Source organism: Nitrincola iocasae, assembly GCF_008727795.1.
In the GTDB taxonomy this organism is placed as follows: domain Bacteria; phylum Pseudomonadota; class Gammaproteobacteria; order Pseudomonadales; family Balneatricaceae; genus Nitrincola; species Nitrincola iocasae.
This window is the reverse complement of the sequence record NZ_CP044222.1, coordinates 3,408,057-3,435,049: the sequence shown is the minus strand read 5'-3', so window position 1 is coordinate 3,435,049 and position 26,993 is coordinate 3,408,057. Positions and strand designations below refer to the sequence as shown.

Below are 26,993 nucleotides of genomic sequence, written 5' to 3'. Positions count from 1 at the left end.
TGTCAGAGCTTGCGCAATTTGCGGTGTTTTTATTTTTACCGGTTTGCCGGTGTGGATGCCTCCGGAGGTTCACTGACAGCCGCCCGGCGGAGACTCAACCACTGATGTACAAACGCCAGTCCCAGCAAACACAGTCCCAGTCCCATGAACGAAGCAACGCGCAGCAGGCCGATTAGGTCGGACATGTCGATCAGGAAAATTTTGGCGATAGTGATCAGTAACAGCAGCATGCCTGCCTGATACAGGTGTATCCATTGGCGTAGTGAGCCTATCAGAATGGCGCTGGCCGCCATGAGTAACCAGACCAGTGAATAGCTGTAAAGCTCGCCACTTTGCATCGGTAGATCAGTAGACAAGCTGCCTTGCCAGAGATGACGGACCTCCAGGGTGATAAAAATCCAGCTGCCGATGCCAGCGAGCCCCCAGAAGCCGGTGCGGTATTCCTGTAGATACCAGCGAGCCGCCAGTACAAAGATCAGTATTGGAGCGCCATAGGCTAGCAGCAGACCGTTAAATATAGGTGTGCTGCTCAAATCGATTCGTGGGTTGAACGCTGGGTTGAGCGAAGTGAGGAGCACCAGGTAGTTGAGTACGGCGGCTAACAGCAGCAGACGCGAAGCGAACAGGCAGAGCGCGTGGGTATTCTCGGCCAGCGCACTGCGGTAATAATACACCAGTCCGATTGATCCCCAGATCAGGGTGTTGAAAGCCGCTTCGGTGAAACTGTAGTGGTGTATAAAGAGTGCGCCATCATGCAGCCAGTAGCGCAGCAGCATCGCCAGGAACAACACCAGCAGGTGCAGACTGGCACCTTCCAGCCAGCGCGATAGTCGCTCTTGATGGTTGATTCGGCTGGCAACCAGTACCAGCACCAGGCAGCCGCCATAACTGAGCAGGGAGGTGTCATATTGCTGCAGCACCCAGGGTTGCAGTGTCAGGCGGGCCAGGATCAACATGATTAAGGCTTTCATCACCCAACTGAGCAAAGCATCAGGCTGCTGTTGTTGCAGCCAGGCCAGTGACACCACCTGCGCTGCCAGTGCCAGCGTCAGGGTAGCCGGTTCCAGCAGGATGACTGCGGCGAGGGAATAGCCCAGATGACCGGCGAAAATCAGCCAACTGCGGCTGCGATCCTGTTTTGCCCGCTGCTGTGCACGGCCAATATAGGCGAGGCCACACAAGAGTGATGCGGCGCTCCAGAACCAGTCTTGTAACAGGTTACCGGCTAGTTGCCAGGCCAGTGCCAGCGCAATCAGCGGCGTGAGTACGCCTAACGACAGCACCAATGCCGGGTAGCGGCAGTGGCTGCGCAGTTGCCAGAAGGCCTGTGCTCCATAGGCCAGTGTCCAGAGTAGCAGTAGCTGCAATAACTGCAGTTGTTGTTGTGGCAACAGCGGTCTGAATACCAACCCGAATTGCCAGTCGGTATGCAAGTGGGCGACAACCAGGCTGGAGAATAACAGTAGGGCACTGCACCAAGGCAGGAGCTTCAGGCTTTCATTGAAGCGGCTGGCGAACAGCAGTAACAGCAGCAGCGGTGTCCAGTACCATAGCGCCGAATGCCAATCAGGGCGCAGGGCAATACTGATCGTTTGTGCCAGAATGATCAATATTAAGCTGATGAACAGGTGTTGCTGTGAGGTGCTATCAAAACGCAAGAAAGCTTTGATTGAGCGGCGACGGGGTTGATCCGCAATGGGCTGCGTCAGGCGGAAGTTGAGCGTAGGAATACTAAGAAACAGATAGGCACTCAGGGTCAGGTAGAGCCCCGTCCATTCCAGTGAACGGCCGCTGAGTTGCACTAACCACCACCAGCTTAGTGTACCCGCCAGGGTGAGTACAAATAGCCAGTTTCTCTGTACATAGCGCTGTAGAAACAGTGACGATCCGGTAATAATCAACACATAGATCAGCACAGGTAACAGATCACTACCGCTGCCGCCCAGCATCAGGGGAACCAGATAGGCACCGGTGATGCCGATCAGTGCCAGCACCGGACCATGCCATACAGCCAGTAGCATACTGCCCAGAGAGACCAAAGCCAGCAGGGCAAATACCAGCATCGGTGGCCAGAGGTGATAGAGGTGCAGTGCCGATAGAATGACGCTGTAGAGCACTATGCTGGCTCCCCCTGCCAGTGCGGCAACAGCGGTATAAGCGGTGTGGGTTTTACGTCTGAGCCATTCGGCGGCAACCAGTAATCCCAGCCCCAGCAGAATGCCGAGCAGAATCCTTGCTTGTGGCCCTAGCAAGCCTTGCTCCATTGAATAACGGGCAAGGAAAATGCCGGATAAGCCGACGCATAACCCGCCCAGCCAGACCATCCAGTTGGCTTTGAGCGAAGACTGGCCTGCCGGGGTTGCGTCTTCTGCCGGTTTAACCTGTGTTTGTGGCTTGGGATTCGCAGGGCTAGTGCCCCAAGGATCTGTTGTTGGTGTTTCAGACTCTACGGATTCAGCGGATCGGGTTTCAGGGGCTGCTGTATCGAAGTCAGCATCCGGTTCAGTAGCTGTTGCAGGGGGTTCAGGGCTGGCGATCTGGCTTGCCGCCATCTTGGCGCTAAGCTGAGTGGCTAGATCCGCTTGTGTGTCAGTCTGGCTGGTCTGTGGTCTGGCCGGTTGCTGAACGTGGCTGGTATGTTCAGGTGGACGCTGGTGTTGCAGTTCTGCTAGCGTTCGCTGGAGTTTTTTCAGGGTGAAGAAATTAGTCCAACTCAACACTATGCTGGAGAGCATTAATAGAAAGAACACCACTGCCATGACCAACCATGTATCATACATAGCTCAACCGCTTCCCTAAGGTTTATCAAAGACCTAACTCTAGAATGCTTGCCGCTTAACTGCAACTCTGATTACACAGCTGGTTGCTCAGGATCATGTTTTACTTAGATGTCTCATGGCTGCATCAAGGCCTTCCAGCGTCATCGGAAACATGCGCTGTTGCACCAGTTGCTGCACCATGCCAATCGACTGAGTGTAGGGCCAGTAGCCTTGGGGCACGGGGTTGAGCCAGACCAGGGATGGCCAGGTATCAGTCACGCGCTGCATCCAGGTTTTTCCCGCTTCGGTATTCATATGCTCAACACTGCCACCAGGGACAGCGATCTCATAGGGTGACATGGAGGCATCACCAACGAAAATAACCTTGTAGTCCTGAGCATATTTATGCAGCAGATCCAGTGTGGCGGTGCGCTCATTGAAGCGTCTCCGGTTATCTTTCCACACGGATTCGTACAGGCAGTTATGGAAATAGAAGTGTTCCAGGTGTTTAAACTCGCTACGACAGGCACTGAACAGCGCTTCGATCAGGGCGATATGATCATCCATGGAGCCGCCGATATCGAGTAACAGCAGGACTTTCACCGCATTGTGTTTTTGCCGCACCATTTTCAGATCCAGATGCCCGGCATTTCTGGCGGTGGCGCGAATAGTGCCGTCAAGGTCCAGCTCTTCTTCAGCTCCGGTGCGGGCAAATTTACGCAGGCGTTTCAGTGCCACCTGAATATTGCGGTTTTCCAGATTCTGCTGGTCATCCAGATTGCGAAACTCACGCTTTTCCCAGACCTTAACTCCACGACGGTGGGTCGATTTACCCCCGATACGAATGCCTTCCGGGTTGTAACCCCCATGACCAAAGGGTGAGGTGCCGCCGGTGCCGACCCATTTATTACCCCCGGCATGCCGTCCCTGCTGTTCTTCCAGGCGTTGTTTCAGGGTCTCCAGTAGTTTGTCCAGGCTGCCAAGGCTTTGCAGCTCAGCCTTGTCGGCTTCGCTCAGATGACGCTCGAAGGTCTGACGCAGCCAGTCATCCGGGATCAGTTGCTCCACTGTGGTCTCTAACTCGCCGATGCCCTTGAAGTAACTGGAGAAGGCCAGATCAAAGCGATCATAGTACTTTTCATCCTTGACCAGGCAGGTGCGTGCCAGCAGATAAAAACCATCCAGGTCGGCAAAGGCCAGATCGGCCTCCAGGGCACGGATAAGGTCCAATAACTCTCTGGGAGTCGCAGGAATTTTAGCTGCGCGTACCGCTTGGAAAAAATCGATCAGCATGGTGTTTCCTTGGGCTGATCAGCGCTGCTGGCGCCGAATCATAAAGGCCAGGCGCTCTAGCAGTCCGGCATCCTGTTCGTTTTTGATCAAGGCTCCGCAAAGCGGTGGAACCGCTGATGCGCTATCCTGTTCCAGTAATACCTCGCGTGCCAGGTTGTCGGCCATGAGTAGCTTGAGCCAGTCAACCAGTTCGGAGGTGCTGGGTTTTTTCTTTAATCCGCTAATATCCCGCAGGTCATAAAAGACTTCCAGGGCTTTCTCTACCAGCTGTTTCTGAATGGAAGGGAAGTGCACCTCAATAATCTGGCGCATGGTGTCCTGGTCAGGAAAGCGAATATAGTGAAAAAAGCAGCGCCGCAGAAACGCATCCGGTAGCTCTTTTTCGTTATTTGAGGTGATGATCACCAACGGACGATGAGTGGCTTTAATCTGCTGCTGGGTTTCATAGACATAGAACTCCATGCGATCGAGTTCCAGCAGCAGGTCATTGGGAAATTCAATATCGGCCTTGTCCACCTCATCAATCAGCAGAACGGCAGGCTGGTCGCAGGTAAAGGCCTCCCAGAGTTTGCCCGGGACTATGTAGTTGCTGATGTCATGCACCTTGTCGTGGCCCAGCTGCGAATCACGCAGACGAGATACCGCATCATACTCATACAACCCCTGTTGTGCCTTGGTGGTGGATTTAACATGCCAGGTAAACAGTGGCATATCCAGCGCCGCTGCCACTTCTTCAGCCAGCAGGGTTTTGCCTGTACCCGGCTCACCCTTGATCAGCAGGGGCCGCTGTAGCGTAAGCGCGGCATTCACCGCTATCTGCAGTTCGTTTGTCGCGACGTAGCGTTCGGTGCCTTTGAATTGCATCTTGTCTCTTCCATTCAGATCCATCAACTCGAACAGCCAGTGTACTGTGTGTCTGCTTGTGGCTCAAACACTCTTCGCTGCGGCTAAATGGCAGAGTTGATGGCCATGATCTACAGTTAAGGTGATTAATAAAAACCTTATAAAAAGGATTGCTAAATTTAAGGAGATACAGAGATGGCGATGATGATGAAAGCGGCTGTGTTCGTTGAACCCGGCCGCATTGAAATAGATGATAAACCGGTACCGGAGATAGGCCCGAATGATGCGCTGATCCGGGTGACCACAACGACTATTTGCGGTACGGATATACATATTCTTAAAGGCGAATATCCGGTTGCCAAGGGCCTGACTATCGGGCACGAACCGGTGGGGGTAATAGAAAAGCTGGGTGCTAATGTACAGGGGTATCAGGAAGGGCAGCGGGTGATAGCGGGCGCTATCTGTCCGAGCTTTACCTCCTATGCCTGTCAGGATGGTTGTTCGTCACAGGATGGCGGCAGTCATGCCCATGGATACAAACCCCTGGGCGGCTGGCGCTTTGGTAATACCATTGACGGGGCGCAAGCCGAGTACCTGTTAGTGCCAGATGCTCAGGCTAATCTGTCACCTGTGCCGGATGGGCTGACCGATGAACAGGTGCTGATGTGCCCGGATATCATGTCAACTGGCTTTGCCGGAGCTGAAGCGGCCAACATACGTATTGGTGACACTGTAGCGATATTCGCCCAGGGACCTATCGGCTTGTGTGCCACCGCTGGTGCAAAACTGCGTGGAGCCAGTCGTATTATTGTTGTCGATGGCATCGATGAGCGTCTGAAAATAGCCCGGCAGATGGGTGCTGATATTACCCTGGATTTTCGGAAAGTGGATGTGGTGTCTGAAATCCTTAAGCTGACCCATGGTCGTGGTGTCGATGCTTCCATTGAAGCGCTGGGGTTGCAGTCAACCTTCGAAGCGGCTTTGCGGGTGCTGAAGCCGGGCGGCACGCTGTCCAGCCTGGGTGTGTACTCTAGTGATCTGTCGATTCCACTGGATGCCTTTTGTGCCGGGCTGGGTGATCACAAGATCATCACGTCCCTCTGCCCGGGTGGTAAGGAGCGCATGCGCCGCCTGATGGATGTGATTGCATCCGGGCGTGTGGATCTGGGGCCGATGGTGACCCATCGCTATAAGCTGGAAAATATCACTGAAGCCTATGAGCTGTTTTCACACCAGCGCGATGGGGTGTTGAAAGTGGCGATTCAGGCTAGTTGAGGCCAGTTTAAGATAAAGTGGCAGGCCAGATTCCGGTCTGCCTTCTAGCCCTGTGTCACCGCCATAATCAGCGTTGCCACGACTATCACAACACCGAATAACCAGGCGATCTGGCTTTTTGCCAGTTGCTCAGGTAACGGCAGGTTGTAGAGGGTTTTCAGTGATTCCACACCAGGTAGCCAAGTGGGTAGCACTGGCACTTGATTTAGTTGCTTAAGCTTCTGCCATAGCGCCGCTATTCCACGCTCCAGTACTACCACCAAATCACCCTGTGGCAATCGCCAGGCGGGTCCATTGCGGCTGATCAGCCAGCCAATAGCCAGTGTAATTGCTGGTACCCAGAGCAGACCCACATAGGCATCAGGTTGTTGGTAAAGTGGTGTTATATGGAGCGGGCCAGCCAGCAGTTGCGGTGCCAGTGCGCTGGCTATTAAAGTGGCGGCAAAGCCCAGTTGCATGCGCTTGTCAGCATATTCTGGCTGGTGACTTCGCTGTTGCCAGAGAAGCCATAAAAAACGCAGCATCAACCCGGTTGTAGCCACGGCACTGAGGGTCAGGCCAGGGATCAACCAGCCGGGTAGCCCGTCTTGATGTAGCTGCGCTTTCAGCAGTAACTTGGCCTGAGCACCACTGGCAAATAGCCCAACCAGTGACAGCGCAGGCAGCAGCATTCCCAGTCCCAGCAGAAACACAGGGATGCCTTGGTATGCATCCTTAAAGCTGACCGATAAAAATAAAGCACCTTTGGTCAAGGCATGGTGCAGGGCATAGAACGCCAGTACCGGCAGCAGCATGGTTGTCAGGTCAGGGAGAATAAACAGGCAACCCAAAGACAGCGTCATGATGCCCATCTGACTGATGCTGGAGTAGGCCAATACCGCTTTGGGTGAAGCTTGCATCACCCCAATCAAGCCCGCACCAAAGGCAGCCAGCAAACCGACAAAAATCAGTATTAACCCCCAGATGGGTTCTTGCATATAGCCCAGTGGCAACAAACTGATCCAGGCAAATAGGCCGGCTTTAATCATAGCACCGCTCAGTATTGCACTGGCGGGCGTGGGGGCAACCGGATGGGCCAACGGCAGCCAGAAATGCAGTAATGGCAGGCCCGCTTTGACCCCGAATCCACTGAACAGACAGAACACAATCAGCCCGGCATCAGGCGATTCAGCAATCGCAGCCGCTATATCCTGAGATAGCAGTGAGCTATGTTCGGTTGCCGCACTGCCGAGGAATAAGCCCACCAGAAGCAGCATTTCTCCCATGAGTGCCATAATCAGATAGATTCTGCCTGCACGCATGGCGGCCTTGTCTTGCTGATGAATTACCAGTCCATAGGCGGCGAAAGTCATTAGTGCAAAAAAGCTATAAAAACTGATGATATCCGCGCTGATTAACAAGCCAAGATTGCCGGTTAATGTCAGCAACCAGAGTAGCCAGAAACGCCCGGCGGCTGGATCTTTACGCAGATAGCCTAAACCATAGAGTGCACTGAACAGCCACAGCAGGCTGGTAAAAGTTAAGAAGGTTTTGCTGATAGGCAGCGTTTGCCAAACGCTGCCGAGTAACAGCGCTGACAGATTCAGTTGCTCTACTGGCATAAAACTCAGCAGCAGCGCGGGCAAGGGCGCTATCAGTGCGGCATAACCAAGCCATGATTGTAGCCTTGGCAAACAGCAGACCAGCGCCAGTAAAAGTGGTAACAGGGGGGTAAACAAGAGCAGCCACTGGGTCAGCGTCATGGCAGATACTCCCGCAGTGTGATCAGTTCAGCCCAGCTCAGCGGGCTGATAGATGAGCCGGCAAACAATCCTGCGGCCAGGCTTAGCCCGGCTGTAACCAGTGTTGGAATCAGTAGCCAGGGTGTAGTGTCGCGCCAGCCGACGATTATTTCATCGGGCCAGTTGCCCTGCTGTGGGTTGAACCAGATACGTTTAAGTACCGGCAGAAAATAGGCGGCATTGAGTAAGCTGCTGCCCACCAGCACATAAACAACCCAATCCAGGCCAGCATCTAACGCCCCGGTTCCTAAGTACCATTTGCTGACAAAGCCTGCAACGGGGGGGATACCGATCATACCCAGCGCACCGATGGTAAAGGCTGCACTGGTCATGGGCATACGCTGCCCGACACCATCCAACTGATGAATTTTATGGATTCCCAGCGTTTCGGCATAGTTCCCGGCACAGAAAAACAGGGTCACCTTCATCAGCCCTTGATGTAGCAGATGTACCAGCCCGCCAATACTACCGAGCGGGCCGAATAAGCTGATACCCAGTATGATGTAAGCCACCTGGCTGACGGTGGAATAGGCCAGGCGTTTTTTGAGATCACTCTGTTGCAGTGCCCTTAGGGAGCCATAAATAATGGTGAAGGCGGCTAATAGTGTCAGTGGCCAGAGCAAACCCTGCTGCCAGGCCAGCTCAATACCGTAAATATCATAGACAACCCGAATAATGCCAAAAGCCCCAGCTTTGACCACGGCGACAGCATGCAGCAGAGCGCTGACAGGTGCCGGGGCCACCATGGCGACAGGAAGCCAGCCATGGAATGGAAACAGCGCCGCTTTTACACCCAGGCCGATGATTAACAGGGCGAAAATCAGAGTCATCCAACCTGGCCAGGAGCCTATCAGTGCGGCTGTTATTTCAGTCTCACCAAAAGGAATATCGCCACCGAGGGCGTAGAGACCCACGATACCGGTCAGCAGTACAACACCACCGCTTAGCGTATAAATCAGATAAGTACGCCCGGCGGCTAATGCCGCTGTTGTGCCGCGATGTACCACCAGCGGGTAGGTGGACAGCGTCAGGAGCTCATAAAAAATCAGGAAGGTGAACAGATTGCCTGCCAGTGAAATACCCATGGTACTGGCAACACAGAGGCTGAAAAAGCCGAAAAAGCGGCTGCGATTCGGGGAGTTTTCCAGATAGCCTATGGCATAGATGGTGGTAAACAACCAGAGTACCGAAGATAACCCGGCAAACAGCATCGCCAAGGCATCTGCGCGCAATACCATGGACAGTCCGGGCAGCACCTCCAGACTGATCTCTGGCGTGTGCTGCTGCAATACAAAGTAAATTAGCAGCGCGATTAAGGCCAATTTTAATATGGCTGCTGCCAGGTTAAGAGCGCTGCGTGTTTTATGCTGCTGCTCTGGCAGAATGAAAATGACCATAGCTACTATAAATGAGGTCATCAGCGCGGCGAGTGGGAGAACGTTAATCCAGTTCATGGCAGCGAGTCCCTGAGAGGTCCAGGCAAGCTGATCAGTTCAAGTGGCAGCATGGCCATAAAGCCCAGCAGTATACTGCTGGCGGATAAACACAGTGCGATCAGTTCAAGTGATAAGGCGGGTTTGGCGAAGGTGTCGCCCTCACCTGTTTCCCGGTAGGTATAAGCAAACACACGAAAAATATACGCCGCAGAGAGTAAGCTGCCGAGTAACATCACTAGCGTCCACCACCATTGCTGTGAAATCAGGCTGCTTTGCAGTAACAGCCATTTGCCACTGAAGCCACCACTGGGAGGCAGACCCATGATGCTGACACCAGCCAGACCAAAGGCAAAAATATTCATTGGTCGATAACGACTCATTCCTGCCAAGGCGGTAAGTTCGGGTTTACCGGTACAAAGAATCAGATTGCCAGCTGCCAGAAACATCCCTGCTTTGGCCAATGCATGGGCGAGCAGCATGAGTATGCCACCCTGGTAAGCCATGATTGTGGCTTCCGGGTACTCAGCCGTCAGTAAGGGAAACATCAGCAGCATATAGCCTACCTGGACCAGGGTGGAGTAGGCTATGACCATCTTCAGTTGTTGTTGATGCATCGCCATCCATCCCCCCCATAAAATAGCCCCACTACCGAACACCCCCAGCAATTGCGACAGGGCGGGTGTCTGGCGGTAAATATCCAGCTCTATCCAGAAGCGCAACAGGATATACAAAGAGGCCTTGATGACCAGTGCGGACAGGAGGGCGCTGACGGGTGTCAGCGCACCGCCATGTGCCGGAGGTAACCAGGTATGCAGTGGAAATACTGCTGTCTTAAGCATTAGCCCTGCCAGGATTAATGCTATGGCAACTTGTGATGTCGCGCCCGCCTGCCAATGGGAGGCCAATCCATCCAGTGCCAGCGTACCGTGAGCGCCATACAGCAGGGCGACACCCAATAGATAGCCCATGGACCCCAGTAGCGCTGCATACAGATAGCGGATTGCTGCTTCCAGGGATTTTTCATCGGCGGCAAAGGCTACCAATCCGACGGCTGATAAGGTCAGTAACTCCAGACAGACATATAAGTTGAAACTATCGGCAGCCAGCCAGATGCCATTCAGTGAGGCGCAAAGAAACCAGAACAAAGGCCAAAAACCATCGAGCTTCTCGCGCGTCAGGTATTGTTGAGCGTAAAGAGCACAGACGGTGCTTACCAGGGTGCTCATCAGTACAAACAGCGTGGCCAGACCATCGGCTCGCAGGGCAATGCCCAGTGGGGCTTGCCAGTCTCCCAGAGCATAGGTTACCGGTCCGGTATTTTGTACCAGCAGTAACAGTGAGAAGGACGCGATCAGTTGCGCCGAAATACCCAGCAGTGACGCGACTGATCGCAGTCGTCCAGGTAACAGCATCGTCAGCACCGCACCGGATAGCGGTATAATCAGTAACCAGGGTATCGGGGAGGATATCAGGCTCATAGTCTGTCATCCTCGGGCAACTGTGTGGTGTTCTTGAGTTGAAACCAGCGCCGGATTAATAACAGTGCTAAGGCGGTTGCTGCTACAGCGACAACAATACCGGTCAGCACCAGTGCCTGCGGTATCGGATCAGCCTCACCACGTCCCTGCTGAGCAAAGCCCACCAGTACGAGGAAAGTGCCACTGCCTAACAGATTGAAAGCGATCAGACGTCGTAGCAAGTGGCGGTGATAGATAAAGCCGAACAGGCCCAATCCACACAGGCCAATACCCCCTAGTGTAAAAATCAGATCACTGCTCATGCGTCGAGTCCTTATCGGCTGACTTTGCTGCTGCATTAGTTACGCTAAACAGGCTCAAAAGAATCAAACCAATAGACAGGGTAAGGGCTAACTCGATGACCAGAATAAATAGTCCGGCAGTTGACTCCGGGTAGGTCAGAAAGGGCCGGTCAGCAAGCATGACGCTGGTGCCAAGTGTCAGAAAGACACAGAAACCCAGTACTATTCCAAATTTCATTACTCGGTGGCTGAGATGTGCTGACAGGCGAATGCCAGAGAGGTGCAACAGGATAAATGCAGCGGCCAAAACCGCTCCAGCTTGAAAGGCACCTCCGGGTCGGTCAGCACCGGCCCAAAGCAGGTAGGCCGAGGTGATCAGCATGGCCGGAATGAGCAGGGCTAAATTGGCATGCAGTAGTGGGTTGGGTAACCCTGGTAGACTGTCAGGCTCCGGATGGCGTGATTTCAATGTCATTCCGACCAGTATTGCCAGAACCAGTACAGCGACCTCTAACAGGGTATCGTAACTGCGAAAGTTGAGCAGCACCGCTGTGATCGGGTGTTCTACACCACTGTCTGGCATGGCCTGGGCTACCTGCTGATGCAGCGCAACTTGCATGTCAGGTTGCTGCAAGACCGCCCACAAAAGTACCCCTACCAATGACAACGCTGCACTGATGGCCAACCAGAATCTAGGGTGATTTAAGTGGATGTGACCTGGCTGAAGGTTGCCTGTTTTTTTCAGGTGCCCAAGGGTGTCGAGCAACAGTACGCCAGTGATGCCAGCACCGATAGCCGCTTCCGCAAGAGCAATATCAGCGGCATCGAGTCTGATCCAGGCCAGTGACAAGAGAATGCCAAGTAAAATGAAAAACACTACGGCACGAAAAATATTTTGGCTCATCAAGCTGATCAGCGCCACGGACCAGAGACCCAACACCAGCGCCCAGTCGATCAGCTCATTCATCGGCACTGTCCTGGCTGGTTTGTTCCTGTCTGGTGTGCTTGTCATCCGGCCCCGGCTGTCGTGTGGGCATGCCCTGAGCATGTGCCTCCCAAGCGACCAGGTGACCGCTAAGGGCGCTGGCCAGCATGACCAGCAGCCAGATCAACAGCAGTTTGAGGGTCAGGGACACTGAAAAATTGCTCGGGATCAGCCCCAGTATGATTAACCCCAGCCCGAGATTATCGGCTTTGGTCAGTGCGTGAATGCGGGTATAGGTATCGGGGAAGCGCACCAGTCCGATGGAGCCGACAATAAACATCAGACTACCGCTGATCAATAACACCGCTTGTAGCAGTGTTGTCGCGCTCATTCTGACTTCTCCTGGGGAGCTGAAGCTTTCCAGACTCGGCTGACAAAGGCCACCGTGGCCAGCATGGCCAGCAGTGCCAGAATCAAAGCGGTATCCCGTGCTGCATTCAGTTGCTGAAGTTCAGCCAGTACCAGCAAGACTGCAACCCCGGTGGTGCCGAACAGCTGTGCAGCCAGTAATCGGTCGGCCAGCTTCGGTCCACGGAGAACCCTTAGGGCGCCAATCAGTAAAGAAGTCAGCAGTAAAGTAAGCGTAATCAGATAAATACTGGTCATCCAACCTCCCGGGCAGGTAGCAAGCGAATTATGTGGCTTTCAAGCTTGCGTAAACTTTTACGGGTGGTGTCCGCTGAATCCAGAGAGTGAATCAGCAGCCCATCAGCGCCTGAACGCACACCGAGCGAGCCGGGCATCAGGCTTAAGCTGCTTATGAATAACCAGCGAGGTAAGCCTTCCAGTGAGGTTTCAAAGGAGAGCATGGTGGAGGCTAAGGGCAGTCGGGGTGAAAGAATGCGTCTGGCGATGTCTAATCCGGCAATCAACGAGGTGCTGAAATAATACACCAGGAAACCGGGCAGTGCCGGTAGACAGAGTCTGTGAATACCCGGTGTACTCAGGCTAAAGCTGACATAGACGCCTAGAAGGATGGCTGGTAGTCCGATAATCCAACTGCCTGAATCACCCCCTGTCAGGGTCCACCAGAAGCCTGCCGCCAGTAACAGGCGCCAGAGGAGTGCCATGGGGTCGCTAATGACGCTGCTTATCACCTTTGTCATAGATGGTTTATCCTGGCCATTTTACTGAAATGCGGCACAATGATCCTGCTCAGGCATCGCTGGGGTGAAGAGTAACAAATCTGCGCTCTGTCCCTCAGCCGCGTAGTCCGGATAGGTTTCTTCTAAATAGTAAGTCGGATCGGTTTGCTCGCTTAACGCTACCATAATCAAACTGGTTGAAGAGAGCGTCTCCGGCAACCAGCGCGCAACGCCCGTGTCGTTACGGGTATGCTGGGCTCCTGCAATCAATACATTGATCTTGTCGACTTGAGTGGTGGCTTGCATACGGCGGGCCATCTGCTGATCCCGGGCCAGCTGTACCTGTAGCATCTGTATCAGGCTGGTGCGTGGTAACTGTGCACAATGGCTGGTGTAGATTAGCTCCATCATATAACGGGTATGCGCTGTATCCAGGTAACCTTCAGGCGCTCCCAACTGATAGGCCTGCATTTGCGCTGCACGTGGCAGGTCTGCGGCAACTACCTGTTTGGCCTGATTCAGCGCAAATTGCAACTGCGGCGCATAGCGCTCCCAGGGCCAGCCTGCTGACCAGTCTAGTGCCTCGGCTGTGACACTATCACCACGACCTGACCACTCATCAATCTGTGCTTGTTGATCAGAATTGGCCATCTCAAACGCTACGCTACCGAGACGGTTTTGTTGAGCCAGCCGGGTTAAAATCTGCAGTTGTAGTTGATGATGATCGGGATGGTCATGCTGTTCTCCCAGCAGTAGCCAACTACCGACTGGCAGACTGCTCAGGAGGTTATCCAGATCAATAAATGCCCGTGGCTCGCTATGCCAGAGTTTTCCCACTAACGGGTTGTTGACCTGCTCTGGTGCCAGCCAGCGAGTATCAGCCAGGGCGGCAGTGGAAAACAGCAGAGCCAGCCCGAGTAACAGTCTGTGACCGAGTCTGTGCATTAGAGTTTTCCTTTGGGCTTAACGTCCAGATAGTCGCGCTGAATCACGGTTTCCAGTGCATTCACGGCCATTACCAACTCATCGAAGGTTTCTCTGCATTGCTTGAGTTGTTTGATCTGATCGCTGGACGGTACCGAATCATGAGACAGTTTGGCAATTTCCAGTAGCTCGGCGATATAGGAACCCCGGGTGTGTGCCACCATGGACAAGAGCGGTTTCAGGTCCTCAAGACTGAGTTCCGGGATCATCGGGTTGATGATTTCGCGGTTAATTTCACGGCGAAATTTTTCCAGTTCCAGCATCAGGCGGTTGTTTGTGACAGTCATCGGACTTTCCTCTAGGGTAGTGATAGCCTTATTATGGTAACAGGGTTGCAATTGTGAAGCCTGTTTGTTGATATTTACGGAAAAAAACCGACTCTGACCGGAAATCTAATGCCAATAGAAACCACATTTAACGGTGAAACCGAAAGTTTACCCCTACGCACTTTCAGTGAGAAAGCCTACCTGGATTATTCCATGTATGTCATTCTGGACCGTGCTCTGCCGCACATAGGTGATGGCATGAAGCCAGTGCAGCGCCGCATTATTTATGCGATGTCGGAACTGGGGTTGAAAGCGACGGCCAAACACAAAAAATCGGCGCGTACCGTCGGTGATGTGTTAGGTAAGTTCCACCCACATGGCGACTCTGCCTGTTATGAAGCGATGGTGTTGATGGCGCAGCCATTCAGCTACCGTTACCCGTTGGTGGATGGGCAGGGCAACTGGGGGTCGCCGGATGATCCCAAGTCGTTTGCCGCCATGCGTTACACCGAATCACGCCTTTCCCCCTATGCTGAAGTGCTGCTGAAAGAGCTGGGTCAGGGTACAGTAACCTGGCAGCCTAACTTTGATGGCACGCTGGATGAGCCTGAATTCCTCCCGGCCCGATTGCCAAATGTGTTATTAAACGGCGGCACGGGTATCGCTGTGGGTATGGCAACTGATATTCCGCCGCATAATCTGCGCGAAGTGGCGGCGGCTTGTGTGTACCTGCTGGATCACCCGCAAGCGAGCGTTGAGCAGCTCTGTGATATTATCCCGGGTCCGGATATGCCCACTGAGGCCGAAATTGTCACCCCTAAGGCTGACCTGGAAAAGCTTTACTGCACCGGACGTGGCTCATTAAAAATGCGTGCTGTGTATATCCGCGAAGACGGCGATATTGTCATTACTGCACTGCCTTACCAAGTCTCGGGTAATAAAGTGCTGGAGCAGATCGCCGCACAGATGCAGCAGAAAAAACTGCCGATGGTCAGTGATCTGCGTGATGAGTCTGATCACGAAAACCCCACCCGTCTGGTCATCGTGCCACGCTCCAACCGTATCGATGCCGAACAGCTCATGGCGCATCTGTTTGCCTCTACTGATCTGGAGCGCAGCTACCGCGTCAATATGAATATGATCGGTATTGATGGGCGTCCTCAGGTGAAGGATCTGCGCCAGATACTCACCGAATGGCTCAGTTGGCGCACCGAAGTGGTACGTCGCCGACTGACGCATCGCTTGCAGAAGGTTATGGATCGTCTGCATATTCTTGAAGGCTTGATGATCGCCTACCTCAATATTGATGAAGTGATCCGGATTATTCGTGAAGAAGATAATCCCAAGCAGGAGATGATTGCACGCTTTGGTATCACGGCGATTCAGGCCGATGCCATTCTGGATCTGAAGCTGCGCCATTTGGCCAAGCTTGAAGAGTTTAAAATCCGTACCGAGCAGAATGAGCTGGATGAGGAGCGCAAATATCTGGAAGAGACGCTGGGGTCAGCCGACCTGATGCGCAAATTGATTCGCCAGGAAATCGAAGAAACAGCCGAAGAGTTTGGAGATGCACGTCGTTCACCACTGGTACAGCGTGAAGAAGCTCAGGCATTCAGTGAAAAAGATCTGTTGTCGGCTGATCCGGTCACAGTAGTGCTGTCAAAGCAGGGCTGGATCAGGGCAGCCAGAGGGCATGATATCGATGCGGCCGGTTTAAGCTACAAATCGGGTGATGCCTTTAAGCTGGCGTGTCCCGGACGTATGAATCAGCCGACCATCCTGCTGGATTCCACTGGACGCAGTTATACCCTGGATACGCATACTCTGCCTTCTGCCAGGGGACAAGGTGAGCCGGTGACCGGAAAACTGTCGCTGCCAAAAGGCGCCAGTATTGATGGCATGATCTGTGCGGCTGAACGTGAGCGTGTATTGCTGGCATCTGATGCGGGTTATGGTTTTATTACCTCTATAGCCGATTTGAGCAGTAAAACTAAAAATGGTAAAGCCGCGTTGAGTCTGCCGAAAAATGCCCAGGTACTCAGTCCGGTGAGAGTCAGTGACCTGCAGCAGGATTTGCTTGCGGCAGTGACCAGTGACGGGCGGATGTTAGTGTTCCCCGTCAGTGAGCTACCGGAGCTAAGTAAAGGCAAGGGTAATAAAATCCTGAATATTCCTTCCGCACGTGCTGCGGCTCAAGAAGAGCTGCTGGTTGCGATAACGCTGTTGTCGCCGGGCGATTTGTTACAGGTTAATTCGGGGCGTCAACACCTGAAACTGAAAGCCGCTGATCTGGAACATTACCGGGGTGAGCGTGGGCGTCGCGGCAACAAGCTGCCGCGTGGATACCAGCGTGTGGATGGTTTAGAGGTGATCAAAGCGGCTGGGGAGGATACCCCCAGCAGCTGACAGGTTGCTAACTATTAGCTAAGAAGGTTCACGCTGGCTGAGTTTAATCATCAGGTGGCGTGACTGCTTTTCCAATAAATCCTGATAGGATTTACTGATCTGCAACACCAGTACCTTGTCTTCATCTTCCCGGCGAATGCTGGCACCATCCAACAGGGTGCGCTTCAGATCCGGTGCTTCGGTGAGTGCGGTATGGCTAATCAGCTCGTTGCTCTGGGTAGTGCGGGTGAGGAAACGTGCCTCTTCCAGTAGTCGCTCCAGCTTTTCTGCCTTACCTCGCACCAACGCCATGTGCAGGTTCATCACGGGGCGGAACTGGCGGATGCGTGACTGATTGTACTGTTTGTATAAATGCGTGAACAGCATGGCCGCACACATGGCATTCACGCCGTGGGTGTCATCGGCCTGGGGCTGATCAAAAATCATCTGTAGATCAGCATTGCTCGCTTTAACCACCCGTCCGTTATAGATGACAGCCACTGAGTTGGCCAGCATACGGTAAGTTTTCAGCAGCGATTGATGCTCTTCCTCCTCGACCAGTTCAGAATGTGCACTGGTGGCATCGATCAGCAGCAGATAGCCAGCCTCTTCGGCCGGCAACATCAGCTCCAGATCCTGCTCAAAAGCATAGAGGTTTAACTGTTCTTCATCCTCATCCAGCGCGCTGAGTAAGGGGTTGTTACGCAGACGAGACGTTTCTTCAACCGGGGGTGCAGATTTCTGCTCTTCCAATTCAACGTAAGCGTCATCATCCTGGCTATCCGGGTCACGCATATGCCCGGCTGTGGCTGGTGTGAATCGGGGAATGGGGCCACGTTCGCGCTCAGGTTTCAGTAGCGACACCAGTTCCTGATCATTCAGTTCCTCGTCACGGGCACTAAAGCTGATGAAGGTATGGTCTGCCGGGTCGGGTTTGTCGCGCTCAGCAACAAAACGATCGGGTGTTGCCGGTTTATCTGCTGGGTGCTCAAGTGTGGGGGGGGGCTTTATCTTCACCGGTTCAGGTGGCAATACCGGGGACAGTTCCAGATCGTCGATATCATCCGGATCAAGAATCGGCAGGCTGTCCGAGCCGTTATCTTCTTGACTAATTTCCTGCATCACCTGGTCAAATTGGCGCTCGGTGGGGGTGTCCTGATGCTCGATATCTGCGGTTGCTACCCTGACAGGACGCAGGCTCAGCCAGATGCCCATAAGCATAAGCAGCAGCGTAGCCATGGCAGCCAAGAGAATCATTAACTGCTGACGCTTTAGCACGGCCAATAAGGAATCTGGGTCGGCCCAGACAGTCAGTTCACCAAGTGATTCCTCGTTACGTATCAGCGGCACGTTCAATGAACGGCCTTGATGCTCTCCACTGATGCCAAGCACATTGCCTTGGTTGTCAGTCAGGCGCATACCCCGGATCATGGGTTGATTGGCCAGTTCATTGAGCAGATAGTTTAGGCTGATTCTGTCTTCGCTCATGACCAGGGGTTTGAGCAGCAACGCAGCGCTTTCTGCCAAGGCGCCACTGCTGAGCAGGGCTTCTTCTTCGGCAATCCGCTGGTTGTCCATCTGGATCAATACCAGGGTGGTGATCAGACCCAGAGTAAATGCCAGAATGGCGGCCAGTATAGCGCGCATTGGGCGTGGAGCCTTGTCGGTGTTGGGTGGCACTGTTTGCATAACAGGGTGGCTTCCGGAAAGACCTTAGAACAAGCGTTGAATGATACCAGTTCGTGGCCAGTAGTCACACAGAGGAATGGATACTTTGACGATTGACTTAAATGCGAATGACCCCCGCTCCCTGGCAGGCTATAATGGTTGTTTTTACGCGTTACGGATAGTCTGGATGAATACACAAGAGTATATGATTGCGTTGGGCCAGCAAGCTCGGCAGGCCGCCAGCCAAATGGCCAGTGCAGACACAGGGCAGAAAAACCGGGCATTGCTTGCCATGGCAGCCGCTCTGGATGCCGCTCGACCTAGGTTAGAGCAGGCCAATGCTGAGGATATGCAAGCCGGGCGTGCTAAAGGCCTTGATGCAGCCATGCTTGATCGTCTGGAGCTGACTTCGGCGCGTATCGATAATATGATCGAAGGGCTGCATCAGGTGGCGGCGTTAGCCGATCCAATCGGTGGTATTACCGGTATGAACTACCGGCCGTCAGGCATTCAGGTGGGTAAAATGCGGGTGCCCTTGGGTGTGATCGGGATTATTTATGAGTCTCGGCCTAACGTCACTGCGGAAGCCGCCAGTCTGTGCATCAAATCGGGTAATGCGACGATTCTGCGTGGTGGCTCGGAGGCGCTGAAGTCCAATCAGGCAATTGCTGAGTGCATTATCAGTGGCTTGCGTGAGGCGGGTTTACCGGAAACGGCGGTGCAGGTTGTCGCTACCACTGATCGGGAGGCCGTGGGCCAGTTGATCAGTATGCCTGACTATGTCGATGTAATTGTTCCGCGCGGAGGCAAGGGATTGATTGAGCGCATCGCTAAGGATGCTCGCGTGCCGGTAATCAAACATCTGGATGGCGTCTGTCATGTCTATATCGATAGGGCCGCTGACAAGGTCAAAGCGATCAATATCGCCTTGAATGCCAAAACCCACCGTTACGGCACCTGCAATACCATGGAAACCCTGTTGGTGCATAACGAACAGGCTTCTGCTGTATTGCCGGATCTGGCTGAGCGTTATCAAGCTTCTGGGGTGGAGTTGCGCGGCTGTCCTGAAACGTTAAAATTACTGCCACTGATTAAAGCGGCAGACGAGAGTGATTGGTCAACAGAGTATCTGGCCCCGGTGCTGGCCATAAAAGTTGTTAGCAGTCTTGAGCAGGCCATCCAGCATATTAATCAGTATGGTTCACACCATACCGATGCGATCGTTACGGAAAGCTATACCGACGCCCGGGTGTTTCTGCGGGCCGTGGATTCCAGTTCAGTGATAGTGAATGCCTCCACCCGTTTTGCTGATGGTTTTGAATATGGTCTGGGTGCGGAAATCGGTATTTCTACGGACAAAATTCATGCCCGTGGTCCGGTTGGATTGGAGGGGCTGACATCTGAGAAGTACGTCGTTCTGGGAGATGGGCATGTCCGGCAGTAATCAATGCAGATAAATGAGCCCTTTGTGTTTATGGGGGGCACCTTTGATCCTGTCCACCATGGCCATCTAAGAACTGCACTGGAAATTCAGCAGTGGTTGCAGCTTAGTCAGGTCACGATGATCCCGTCAGGCGCGCCAGTTCATCGTCAGCATCCTGGCTGTTCAGCCGAACATCGGCTGACCATGGTCAGGCTGGCGGTGGCTGACGCCGCGAGTTTGTGTGTCGATGCACGTGAGGTTAATTCATCGAAGCCTTCCTATTCTGCTCTGACACTGGCGTCATTACGAGATGAGCTGGGGCCGGAGCGGCCGATTTGCATGGTCATGGGTATGGATGCCTATTTAACTCTGCCACAATGGAAAGACTGGCATACTTTTTTATCACTCTGTCATATCATTGCGGTCGCGCGTCCCGGTTATCGGTATCAGCCAGTCGCGCAGATGGATGAGTTTACCCGGCAGCATGCGATCAAATCATCGCATCTGCTAACAGAAAAGCCCTGCGGTGGTGTTCTAATTCACGAACTGACGCCCTTGGGAATCTCAGCAACACAGATACGTGAACTGATCAGTCAAGGGCAATCGCCGCGCTATTTGATGCCTGATCAGGTATGGGAATACATTAAACAACATCAGCTTTACGGCTATAAACGAGGTAAATAGATTAGTGATGCAAACTGAGCAACTGATCAAAAAAGTGCAGGCAATTTTAGACGATATGAAAGCCAGGGACCTGGTTGTCCTGGATGTAACCGGCAAATCCAGCGTGACAGATTTCATGCTGATTGCCAGTGGTACATCCCGTCGTCATGTGGTTTCCATGGCCAGTGAAGTTATGGAAAAGGTCAAAGCAGAAGGTGTGCAGCCCATCGGTTCGGAAGGGCAGGAAAGTGGCGACTGGATTCTGGTGGACCTGGGTGATCTGGTGGTCCATCTGATGATGCCAGATGCGCGCAGCTTCTATGATCTGGAACGCCTGTGGCGGCACTCCCCGGAAGATGCTGAAGCCATTTCCTGATTATGCGGATACGTTTACTGGCTGTGGGTCAGAAAATGCCGGGCTGGGTCGAAGCTGGCTATCAGGAATACAGCAAACGCCTGCCAGCTGACTTTCAGCTGGAACTGGTGGAGCTGCCTCCTGGCTACAGAGGGAAGGGCGCTGATCCGGCACGTGCAATGCGTGCCGAAGGTGATGCTATGCTGGCGGCTTTAGGCAAAAATGAACAGGTTATCGCCTTGGATGTCCAAGGCAAACACTGGTCGACAGAAAACCTTGCCAGCCATGCCGAAAACTGGCGCATGCAGGGGCGTAATGTCAGTCTGTTGGTGGGGGGGCCGGATGGTCTGGACCCACGTTGTCTGCAAGTGGCTGATCAGAAGTGGTCATTGTCAGCCTTGACGCTGCCTCACCCATTGGTGCGAGTACTGCTTGCTGAACAACTCTATCGTGCTTGGACCCTGCTTCAGGGTCATCCCTACCATAAATAACAGGTTATTATGCAGCAGGCGGAAACACTCAAGGATTACAGTCGAGAGGCGCGAACTTTCAAGCGTCGGGCGCTGTTGGCATTTGTCATCGTTACCCTGGTGTTTATGGTGCTGGTGGGTCGTGCCTACTTTCTGCAAGTGATGGAGTATGATCGCTACTCCGCAATTTCTGATCGTAATCGCATACAGTTACAGCCTGTGGCCCCGCGACGGGGGCTGATTTACGACCGTCAGGGTATCCTGCTGGCTGATAATCAGCCGACCTTCAGTGTGACGCTATTGCGTGAAGAAATTCGTGACATGGATGAGACGCTGGCGGCATTGGCCGAACTGATTGACGTCAGTGAGCGTGATGTGGAGCGCTTTCGCCAGCGTCTGCAGCAGCGTCGTCGTCCCTATGAGTCAGTACCCTTGCGCTTTCGTTTAACCGAAGATGAAATTGCAAGAATATCAGTCAACTATCATAAATTACCCGGTGTGCAGGTCGAAGCTGATCTGATTCGTTATTACCCTTATGGCGAGTCCCTGGCCCATGTTTTGGGTTATGTGGGGCGGATTAACGAACGTGATCTGCAAACTCTGGATCCAGTCCAGTATGCCGGTACTAATTACCTGGGAAAACTCGGTATTGAGCGTTTTTATGAGCCGATATTGCATGGTGAAGTCGGATCGCGGAAAGTTGAAACCAATGCCCGTGGTCGTGTATTGCGTGTTCTGGAACAGAATGATCCAGCGCCCGGAGCTGACATCAAGTTGAGTCTTGATCTGCGGCTGCAGCAGTTTACAGAAAAGCTCTTGGAAGGAAAGCGAGCTTCTGTCGTCGCTCTGGATCCGAAAACCGGTGGAATCCTGACGCTGGTCAGTACACCCGCCTATGACCCTAATCTGTTCGTAATGGGCATTTCCAATACGGATTACAATGCGTTGCGCGATGATGTCGATCTGCCCTTGTTCAATCGGGCGGTGCGTGGTGGCTATCCACCTGGCTCAACGATTAAACCTATTATGGCGATGGCAGCAATAGATTCTGAAACGGTTCAGCCTGATTATACCATCTGGGATCCTGGCTATTATCAGATCACCCCTGGTGGTCGGCGTTATCGTGACTGGCGCCGTGGAGGGCACGGGCGGGTGAATATGAATCTCGCTATAGCTCAGTCGGTAGATACCTGGTTTTATGATGTCGGCCACCGTATGGGAAATGAGTTGATGGCGCGTTATCTACGTATGTTTGGCTTTGGCGAGGTTGCCACCCTGGATACACCCGAAGCGATACGCGGTGTTCTGCCCTCGGCTGATTGGAAGCGCGGGAACCTCGGAGAGCCATGGTATCCCGGTGATTCGGTGAATATGAGTATTGGTCAGGGTTTTTTTGTTGCAACCCCCTTACAGCTGGCTGTAGCCGCTAATGTACTGGCTAACCGGGGTAAATGGATGCAGCCCCGCTTGCTGATGGGGGTAGTTGAAGAAACTGATGAAGGTGAGTCGCTGACCCTGCCGGATATGGTCAAAGAGCATCCTGTACCGGATGATGTAGCCATTAAACATCCTGAGTATTGGGATTCAGTTATTCAGGGCATGGTTGATGTTATGCATGGACCAACAGGAACGGCAAGGCGTGTTGGTCAGGGATTGGAATACAAAATGGCAGGTAAGAGCGGTACTGCACAAGTGGTCGCCATACCGGATGACGGGCGGTATAAGCCAGAGGAATTGAGTGAACGCCATCATGATCATGCGCTGTTTATTGCCTTTGCGCCGGCTGATGATCCACAAATTGCCATTGCCGTGGTGGTAGAAAACGCTGGGGGCGGCTCCAGTGTGGCTGCGCCTATAGCGCGTCAAGTGATGGACGCCTGGTTGCTGGATCGCTATGAACTGGAGGCTGAGGATGAGTAGTCGCGATTTCCAGAGGACCATGCCAGGAGCAAGTAATCACTTTCAGCGAACGCCGGGATGGTGGAGTTATACTCACCTGGATGCCTGGTTGCTCTTGCTGTTGCTAATTCTATGTGGCTTTGGCCTGTTCGTACTCTACAGTGCATCGAGTCAGGATATGGAGTATGTGCAGCGCCAGGCAGTCCGTATGGCTGCTGGTTTCACCCTGTTGGGTTTTTTGGCACAAGTTCGGCCTCGCTCTTTTATGCTGTTGGCTCCCTGGCTTTATCTTATTGGTGTGGCCTTGTTGATTGCAGTGATGTTGTTTGGTGTGTCGGCTAAGGGTGCACAGCGCTGGATCGCCCTGCCCGGATTTCGTTTTCAGCCTTCTGAGCTGATGAAGCTGGTGCTACCGATGGCGATGGCTGCTTTTCTGGTGCGTGATCATTTACCCCCGACATTAAAGCGTCTGGTCGTTGCTGTAATTATTATGGCCATACCTACGGTGCTGATCATGAAGCAGCCTGATTTGGGTACCAGCTTGCTGATTGCCAGTTCGGGAATCTTTGTTATTTTGCTATCCGGTATTTATTGGCGTTATGTGTTAGTGGCTCTGGGTCTGATGGCTGCCGCTTTGCCAGTCTTTTGGAACATCATGAAACCCTATCAGCAACAGCGCGTGATGACATTTTTGAATCCGGAAAGTGACCCGCTGGGATCAGGCTGGAACATTATCCAATCAAAAACGGCGATAGGTTCTGGTGGCATCTCTGGTAAGGGGTGGTTAGAGGGTACGCAGTCACAGCTGAATTTTTTGCCTGAATCCCATACTGATTTTATTATTGCCGTAATTGGTGAAGAGCTGGGGCTGTACGGTATTGCTCTGCTGACACTGCTTTATTTGCTGATTATAGCGCGCGGTATGATTATAGCGGCGCGGGCGGCTGACAGTTATTCCAGGCTGCTGGCTGGAGGCGTGACCTTGACCTTTTTTGTCTATGTGACAGTCAATATTGGTATGGTTAGCGGCTTGTTGCCGGTTGTCGGAGTACCCTTGCCGATGATTAGCTATGGGGGAACATCGATTGTGACACTGATGGCTGGTTTTGGCATTCTGATGTCAGTCAGTGCACATTCAGGGGTGCAAAGGCATTGATGCTGGAGAGTAAAATGATCAGGCAAAGTGTAAAACCGGGACTGGCAAGTGCTGATAGGGGTTGCAGATGCGTGCAGGGCTTATAAGTTTATTGCTTGTTGTGATGCTGGCGGGGTGTTCGTCACGACCGAGTCCACAGGCACCCGTTACTCATCCGACAGACCCCTCAGGTCGTTACAGCATGACCCATGACAAGGCACCGGCGACCCCGCCTGATGTTAGTAAAGTGCCAGATGCTGTGCCTCGTTACGAGCCCTTGAGTCGTGGTGGAAACCGCAGCCCTTATGAAGTGTTTGGTAAAACCTATACGGTGATGCCAAGTGCAGAGGGGTATCGGGAAAGTGGTATCGCCTCCTGGTATGGCATGAAGTTTCATGGCCACCTGACCTCCAATGGTGAGGTGTATGATATGTATGAAATGACAGCCGCCCATAAGAGCCTGCCAATTCCTTCATTCGTTCGGGTTACAAATCTGGATAACGGAAAAAGTGTTATTGTCAGAGTGAATGACCGAGGGCCATTTCATCAGGATCGGCTGATCGATCTATCCTATGCGGCGGCTTATCGTCTGGATATCCTGCAGCGAGGCACAGGGCGGGTTAAGGTTGAGGCTATCACGCCGCGTCCTTCAGGGCAGATGCAGGCTCCGACGTTGGCAGCAGGCCCTGTAGCACCCGCTGTATCAACTTCGCTGAAAGCCTCACATGATCGGCGCTATTTGCAGATAGGTGCATTTGCCAGTGAGGAATCAGCTCGTAGGGCACAGCAGCAGGTCATGCCCTTTGCGGCGGGTTTTGCGGTCGGAATTTACACCGCCAACCCCTCTGGTTCGCCGATTTATCGTGTTAAGATAGGGCCGCTGAATGTGGGTGAGCCGCTGGACAATCTGATTGCCAGTCTGGCGGGTGCGGGTTTTCATTCTCCCCATCTGGTTGCAGAACCTTAATACTGACAATGTGTTGAACCATGCTTTTTTTCGGAAGTCTATTTGCTGACCTTCGATGAGTTAACCGAAACGGATGCCAAAACCGATGAATACAAGATTTTTGAGTCGTACGCTGCTTGCCCTGTTGTTCAGTCTGCTGGCTTTTGCCCAGGTGCAGGCATCGATGATTCCAGCCCCCCCGCAGGTTGCAGCGCGTTCTTATGTGGTGATGGATGCGGCTACTGGCCAGATTATTCTGTCTAAAGATGAACATGAGCGCTACCCGCCAGCGAGCCTGGTAAAGATCATGACCAGCTATATTGCGGAGTTGGAACTGATCAATGGCAATCTGTCTGAAGATGAAATGGTCAATGTCAGTGAAAAAGCCTGGCGTACTGGCGGCTCTCGTATGTTTATTCAGGAAGGCACGCAGGTTAAATTAATTGATCTGTTGCGGGGTATTATCATCTCTTCTGGTAACGATGCGTCTGTCGCTATGGCTGAACATATTGCCGGTAGTGAAAGAGCGTTCGCTGATCTGATGAACCAGCATGCCCGCCGCCTGGGTATGACCAACACCAACTATGAAAATGCCACAGGCCTGCCATCGGATAACCAGTATGCTTCTGCTTACGATCTGGCGATACTGGCGCGTGCACTGATCACAGATTCTAAACAATATTATCCGATTTATGCCGAAAAACACTTTGAGTTTAATGATATACGTCAGCCCAATCGTAACCGCTTGTTGTGGCGTGATGATACGGTAGACGGTATCAAAACCGGACACACCGATGAAGCCGGCTACTGCCTGGTGTCTTCAGCCGTTCGTGATGGTATGCGCCTGATCAGCGTGGTGATGGGCTCTGCCAGCGAAGAGACGCGGGCGCAGGAAACCCAGCAGCTACTGGCCTATACTTACCGTTTCTACGAAAGTACTGAGCTTTATGCCGCCGGTCAGTCGATCAGCGATCAGCGAGTCTGGGGCGGCGAAGTCGATAACCTGAGCATGGGTGTACTCGAAAACCTTTCGCTGACTCTGCCGCGTGGGCAGCAGGATCGTCTGGAAGTGCTGCTGGATCTGCCACGCAATATCCAGGCACCTGTTGCTGTGGGCGATGCTATCGGCTCGGTGGTAGTATCACTGGATGGCGAAGTGATTTCAGAGACCCCTTTGGTGGCGCTGCATGCGGTTGAGCCTGGCAGTTTTTTCAAGCGGCTGTGGCACAGTATTTTGCAGTTCTTTATGAATCTGATCAACTAGAGCTGAGGTGGCTGAGGCTATGACTGATTCACCCGAAGCACCTAAAATCGAATTTCCCTGTGCGGACTATCCGATCAAAGTAGTGGGCAATAATGACAATGACTTTTATGGTTTTGTGGTCGAGACAGTGAAAGGTTTTGATCCTGGCCTGGACCTGGAAAAGGTCAGTGTTCAGGATAGTCGCAACGGTCGGTTTCGTTCAGTGCGTTTGAAAATCAAGGCCACCGGAGAGGAGCAGTTGCAAGACTTGTTTGCAGCATTGAAAGCTTCTGGTCGTGTACATATGGTACTTTGATCCGTGCCTGATCTAATCGTGCGA

The 26,993-nt window shown here is 53.0% G+C and carries 25 protein-coding genes; 11 read left to right on the top strand and 14 right to left on the bottom strand.

Features of this window, described 5'->3' with window-relative positions; translation table 11 throughout:
• Window positions 1-35 precede the first annotated feature (35 nt).
• From F5I99_RS15825 to F5I99_RS15815, 3 genes are all read right to left on the bottom strand, one after another.
• Window positions 36-2,780, bottom strand: coding sequence for a DUF2339 domain-containing protein (locus tag F5I99_RS15825; protein WP_151057669.1), 2,745 nt, complete (start codon window positions 2,778-2,780; stop codon window positions 36-38).
• 93 nt (window positions 2,781-2,873) lie between these two features.
• Window positions 2,874-4,052, bottom strand: coding sequence for a vWA domain-containing protein (locus F5I99_RS15820; protein WP_151057667.1), 1,179 nt, complete (start codon window positions 4,050-4,052; stop codon window positions 2,874-2,876).
• An 18-nt stretch (window positions 4,053-4,070) separates the two neighbouring features.
• Window positions 4,071-4,916, bottom strand: a complete 846-nt coding sequence (locus F5I99_RS15815) for an AAA family ATPase (RefSeq protein ID WP_151057665.1) — start codon at window positions 4,914-4,916, stop codon at window positions 4,071-4,073.
• A 174-nt stretch (window positions 4,917-5,090) separates the two neighbouring features.
• Here F5I99_RS15815 and F5I99_RS15810 point away from each other — a divergent pair, with 174 nt between their 5' ends.
• Complete coding sequence (locus F5I99_RS15810; protein WP_151057662.1) at window positions 5,091-6,170, top strand: NAD(P)-dependent alcohol dehydrogenase; 1,080 nt, start codon at window positions 5,091-5,093, stop codon at window positions 6,168-6,170.
• 44 nt (window positions 6,171-6,214) lie between these two features.
• Here the strand turns inward: F5I99_RS15810 and F5I99_RS15805 are convergent, their stop codons facing one another.
• The 10 genes from F5I99_RS15805 to F5I99_RS15760 are packed head-to-tail and all read right to left on the bottom strand — an operon-like array spanning window position 6,215 to window position 14,487.
• Window positions 6,215-7,912: a complex I subunit 5 family protein gene (locus F5I99_RS15805; RefSeq protein ID WP_151057660.1), complete on the bottom strand. Its 1,698-nt coding sequence runs from the start codon at window positions 7,910-7,912 to the stop codon at window positions 6,215-6,217.
• A complete protein-coding gene (locus tag F5I99_RS15800) occupies window positions 7,909-9,405 on the bottom strand; it encodes a complex I subunit 5 family protein (RefSeq protein WP_151057658.1) in 1,497 nt (498 codons plus the stop codon). The genes F5I99_RS15805 and F5I99_RS15800 overlap by 4 nt, the downstream gene beginning before the upstream one ends.
• Window positions 9,402-10,865: a complex I subunit 5 family protein gene (locus F5I99_RS15795; protein WP_151057656.1), complete on the bottom strand. Its 1,464-nt coding sequence runs from the start codon at window positions 10,863-10,865 to the stop codon at window positions 9,402-9,404. Before F5I99_RS15795 ends, F5I99_RS15800 begins: the two co-directional genes overlap by 4 nt.
• A complete protein-coding gene (locus F5I99_RS15790; RefSeq protein ID WP_151057654.1) occupies window positions 10,862-11,167 on the bottom strand; it encodes an NADH-quinone oxidoreductase subunit K in 306 nt (101 codons plus the stop codon). Before F5I99_RS15790 ends, F5I99_RS15795 begins: the two co-directional genes overlap by 4 nt.
• On the bottom strand, window positions 11,157-12,113 hold the full coding sequence (gene mbhE, locus F5I99_RS15785; protein ID WP_191905873.1) for a hydrogen gas-evolving membrane-bound hydrogenase subunit E: 957 nt from the start codon (window positions 12,111-12,113) through the stop codon (window positions 11,157-11,159). Before mbhE ends, F5I99_RS15790 begins: the two co-directional genes overlap by 11 nt.
• A complete protein-coding gene (mnhG, locus tag F5I99_RS15780; protein ID WP_151057649.1) occupies window positions 12,106-12,462 on the bottom strand; it encodes a monovalent cation/H(+) antiporter subunit G in 357 nt (118 codons plus the stop codon). The genes mbhE and mnhG overlap by 8 nt, the downstream gene beginning before the upstream one ends.
• Window positions 12,459-12,737 carry a monovalent cation/H+ antiporter complex subunit F gene (locus tag F5I99_RS15775; RefSeq protein ID WP_151057647.1) on the bottom strand — a complete coding sequence of 93 codons (279 nt, stop codon included), beginning with the start codon at window positions 12,735-12,737 and terminating at the stop codon, window positions 12,459-12,461. The genes mnhG and F5I99_RS15775 overlap by 4 nt, the downstream gene beginning before the upstream one ends.
• Window positions 12,734-13,237 carry a Na+/H+ antiporter subunit E gene (locus F5I99_RS15770; protein ID WP_151057645.1) on the bottom strand — a complete coding sequence of 168 codons (504 nt, stop codon included), beginning with the start codon at window positions 13,235-13,237 and terminating at the stop codon, window positions 12,734-12,736. Before F5I99_RS15770 ends, F5I99_RS15775 begins: the two co-directional genes overlap by 4 nt.
• 21 nt (window positions 13,238-13,258) lie before the next feature.
• Window positions 13,259-14,161 carry a ChaN family lipoprotein gene (locus F5I99_RS15765; protein ID WP_151057643.1) on the bottom strand — a complete coding sequence of 301 codons (903 nt, stop codon included), beginning with the start codon at window positions 14,159-14,161 and terminating at the stop codon, window positions 13,259-13,261.
• Window positions 14,161-14,487 (bottom strand): hypothetical protein, encoded by a 327-nt coding sequence (locus tag F5I99_RS15760; RefSeq protein WP_151057640.1) that lies wholly within the window; start codon window positions 14,485-14,487, stop codon window positions 14,161-14,163. The genes F5I99_RS15765 and F5I99_RS15760 overlap by 1 nt, the downstream gene beginning before the upstream one ends.
• Window positions 14,488-14,595: 108 nt before the next feature.
• Here F5I99_RS15760 and parC point away from each other — a divergent pair, with 108 nt between their 5' ends.
• A complete protein-coding gene (gene parC, locus F5I99_RS15755; protein ID WP_151057638.1) occupies window positions 14,596-16,872 on the top strand; it encodes a DNA topoisomerase IV subunit A in 2,277 nt (758 codons plus the stop codon).
• Between the two features lie 18 nt (window positions 16,873-16,890).
• Here the strand turns inward: parC and F5I99_RS15750 are convergent, their stop codons facing one another.
• Window positions 16,891-18,540 carry a hypothetical protein gene (locus tag F5I99_RS15750; RefSeq protein WP_151057636.1) on the bottom strand — a complete coding sequence of 550 codons (1,650 nt, stop codon included), beginning with the start codon at window positions 18,538-18,540 and terminating at the stop codon, window positions 16,891-16,893.
• A gap of 166 nt (window positions 18,541-18,706) precedes the next feature.
• Here F5I99_RS15750 and F5I99_RS15745 point away from each other — a divergent pair, with 166 nt between their 5' ends.
• The 9 genes from F5I99_RS15745 (at window position 18,707) to F5I99_RS15705 (ending at window position 26,969) form a co-directional block, all read left to right on the top strand.
• The gene (locus tag F5I99_RS15745; protein WP_151057635.1) at window positions 18,707-19,963 is read left to right on the top strand and encodes a glutamate-5-semialdehyde dehydrogenase; all 1,257 of its coding nucleotides are present in this window, start codon (window positions 18,707-18,709) and stop codon (window positions 19,961-19,963) included.
• Between the two features lie 3 nt (window positions 19,964-19,966).
• On the top strand, window positions 19,967-20,626 hold the full coding sequence (gene nadD / locus F5I99_RS15740; RefSeq protein WP_225307437.1) for a nicotinate-nucleotide adenylyltransferase: 660 nt from the start codon (window positions 19,967-19,969) through the stop codon (window positions 20,624-20,626).
• A gap of 7 nt (window positions 20,627-20,633) precedes the next feature.
• Window positions 20,634-20,981, top strand: a complete 348-nt coding sequence (rsfS, locus tag F5I99_RS15735; protein ID WP_151057633.1) for a ribosome silencing factor — start codon at window positions 20,634-20,636, stop codon at window positions 20,979-20,981.
• Window positions 20,982-20,983: 2 nt separating this feature from the next.
• The gene (gene rlmH, locus F5I99_RS15730) at window positions 20,984-21,451 is read left to right on the top strand and encodes a 23S rRNA (pseudouridine(1915)-N(3))-methyltransferase RlmH (protein WP_151057631.1); all 468 of its coding nucleotides are present in this window, start codon (window positions 20,984-20,986) and stop codon (window positions 21,449-21,451) included.
• Window positions 21,452-21,460: 9 nt separating this feature from the next.
• Window positions 21,461-23,350 (top strand): penicillin-binding protein 2, encoded by a 1,890-nt coding sequence (gene mrdA / locus F5I99_RS15725; protein ID WP_151057629.1) that lies wholly within the window; start codon window positions 21,461-21,463, stop codon window positions 23,348-23,350.
• Window positions 23,343-24,485, top strand: a complete 1,143-nt coding sequence (rodA, locus tag F5I99_RS15720) for a rod shape-determining protein RodA (protein ID WP_151057627.1) — start codon at window positions 23,343-23,345, stop codon at window positions 24,483-24,485. Before mrdA ends, rodA begins: the two co-directional genes overlap by 8 nt.
• Before the next feature lie 67 nt (window positions 24,486-24,552).
• On the top strand, window positions 24,553-25,431 hold the full coding sequence (locus tag F5I99_RS19905) for a septal ring lytic transglycosylase RlpA family protein (RefSeq protein ID WP_151057625.1): 879 nt from the start codon (window positions 24,553-24,555) through the stop codon (window positions 25,429-25,431).
• 85 nt (window positions 25,432-25,516) lie between these two features.
• A complete protein-coding gene (locus F5I99_RS15710) occupies window positions 25,517-26,674 on the top strand; it encodes a D-alanyl-D-alanine carboxypeptidase family protein (protein ID WP_151057623.1) in 1,158 nt (385 codons plus the stop codon).
• 19 nt (window positions 26,675-26,693) lie between these two features.
• Window positions 26,694-26,969 (top strand): YbeD family protein, encoded by a 276-nt coding sequence (locus F5I99_RS15705; RefSeq protein WP_151057621.1) that lies wholly within the window; start codon window positions 26,694-26,696, stop codon window positions 26,967-26,969.
• Window positions 26,970-26,993: the final 24 nt, after the last annotated feature.